Origin of the sequence: Algibacter sp., assembly GCF_049667265.1 — a bacterium.
Lineage (GTDB): Bacteria > Bacteroidota > Bacteroidia > Flavobacteriales > Flavobacteriaceae > Algibacter_B.
In genome coordinates this window covers 1-2,621 of the sequence record NZ_JBATHX010000204.1, presented here as the reverse complement: position 1 = coordinate 2,621, position 2,621 = coordinate 1, and the positions used below count along the sequence as shown (strand labels likewise).

The 2,621-nt window shown below is 34.5% G+C and carries 2 protein-coding genes; both read left to right on the top strand.

Going from position 1 to position 2,621, the window contains the following annotated elements:
• A partial coding sequence (locus tag WBN21_RS07685; RefSeq protein WP_424199019.1) for a T9SS type A sorting domain-containing protein occupies nt 1-243 on the top strand: 243 nt, incomplete at its 5' end.
• A gap of 304 nt (nt 244-547) precedes the next feature.
• The coding region (locus tag WBN21_RS07680) for a LamG-like jellyroll fold domain-containing protein (RefSeq protein ID WP_424199017.1) at nt 548-2,621 on the top strand (2,074 nt) is incomplete at its 3' end.

The following is a 2,621-nucleotide window of genomic DNA, read 5'->3' as shown; positions in this document are numbered from 1 at the left end:
GTAGAAAACTATAAGTATTATCAGAATACAACCAACACACTATATGTTAAAAAACTAAATACTGCTGTAAGTAAATTATCGCTAGTTAATATGCTTGGGCAATCTGTTTTTGAATTGGAAGATGTATCGAGAGAACGATTGGAAAACGGATTACAATTTAATAATATTGCAACAGGCGCTTATGTGGTTTTCATGAAAACTGAAACTAGTGAAGTGTTAACTAAAAAAATAATTATAAAATAATCTTTATTACATATTGATATTTTAAAAGACTACTTTTTTGAGTGGTCTTTTTTATAAATAAGCATTTTAAGTCTAAATCTCATAAAATAGTGTATTTCATCGACTTATAGTATCTCTTAAACTGTTTTTAATTAGCGTTTGTTGAAATTTTGTACTAATTTAGCACCCATAATTGCTTAAATTTCCTTGATTTACAATTTTTTAGTTAAAATTTCCGTGCCTAATTAATTATCACATCCTTTTAACTAAAAATTTAGGTTAATTAAAGTCCGTTAGGTGATTAAACGAATTTACGATTTAGCCTATGAAAAAATTTCTACTTTTAAAAATATTATTTGTAACAATATTATTGTTTTCAAATACTATTTACGCACAAGACAGCGACGGAGATGGAATAGCTGATTCAACGGACTTAGACGATGATAATGATGGTATTATTGATGCATTGGAATGCCAAAACCTCTTGGTTGATAGTGGCTTTAATAACAAAACAGGACTAAGTAATGGAAATAATATTGGCGTAGATATTTCCCCTTGGATTTTAGGAGGAGGAAGTAGTGCTAATATCGTAAAGGTTGATGGAGCTGGAGGGTATGATTATGGAAATGGTGGTCCTTTTGAAGATGCTAATCCGTTAACGGGTGATGGTGAAGATCAATATTATCTTGATATTGCTTCAGGGTCAAACGATTTTTATCAATCATTCATTGTTGGTTTTAGTGCAGAATTAACATATGGAGGATATTTCTCGTCCCGAGATGGTTTTTCAACAGGTACGGCACGTTTACGGGTGTTTACTGGTAGTACCGGAAGTTCTGGTACCCTTGTTGCAGATAGCGGCACTTTTGCCGTTACTCCAATTGGAGGTGATTCTGAAAATACGCCTTGGTTACTATCGGAGGGTGTTGTATCAATCCCTGCTGGAACTTATAGTTTTGTTGTTAGTATGAATGATGACGTAAATTTTGATGAAGGATATGCATCAGCATGTTTGGATAGAGATGGAGATAGTCAATTTGATTACATAGATATAGATAGTGATGATGATGGTATACCAGATAATGTAGAAGCACAGCCTACTATTGGATATATCGCGCCTAGTGCACTTAGTGCAAGTATTACAGACGCTAACGGCAATGGATTAGATGATAACTATGAATCTTCCATGGGTGGAACCGACTTGGATAACTTAGAAGATACCGATGGAGATGGTACACCAGATTACTTAGATAGTGATACTGATAATGATGGTACGCCAGATATTGAAGAAAACGGGGACGTAGATATTTTAAGCGGTATTGATTCTGATAATGATGGATTAGATGATGTTTTTGATTCTATTCTTTTGTATTTAGACATAAATGATGAGGTGACTATTGGAGACGTTGCAGACCTAACAAGTTCTTTTGGAGATGTAGATAGCGATGCCCTTTTAGGCGGCGATTTAGATTATCGTGATTTCTTTGATGTTAACCCACCAGCCTCAGCAACTATAGATTTTGATGGTTTAGATGATTATTTATCAACGTCTAGTTTTATAGATGGTTTACATGATGTGACTATCATGGCTTGGGTAAAGCGTGGTAATCCAACGGGAAGCGATATGGTTATTGCGGGTGAAGATTCTGGGTGTAAACTATTTTTAAAAAATGGCTGGACCCCAAGTTTTGTTATAAAAGCAGCTGGTGTTGCTCAAAAAACAATTACCTCTCCAGGGTTTTTGGTTCTAAATGAATGGCATCATATTACGGGCACTTATACAAGTACCACCGGCCTTTTGCAGCTTTATGTCGATGGGGTTCTTGTAGGTTCACAAACCGTTTCAGCAACTGGAGCAGCTATAGAAAACACAAATTCTAGTAATGCTAATTTTGAAGTAGGTAGGTTATCAAGTAATGTTAGTAATAAACAATACTTTAGAGGAAATATTGATGAAGTTAGAGTTTTTAATACGGTTTTAACCGAAAGCCAAATACAACAAATGGTATACCAAGAAATTGGTGATAATTCTGGTATGGTAAGCGGTACAGTAATACCCAAAGATATCATTGATTTACCAACGATAACTAAAATTTCTTGGAATAACTTAATTGGGTATTACCCAATGACTGATATTGTAAATAGAGTAACAACAGATTATTCAGGAAATAATAATTCACTAACATTATATAACATTACAACCATTCAAGATCAAACGGCTCCGATGCCATATGTAACGGCAACTGTTGGTGCTTGGGCAACCCAATCTACCTGGTTACATGGCGATGTTTGGGATATTGAAAGTATTTCAAATAATAAAGATTGGAGTATTGTAAGAGTTGGCAGTAATGTAACGGCAAGTCATGCAGTTAAAACCTTAGGATTAATAATTGATAGCG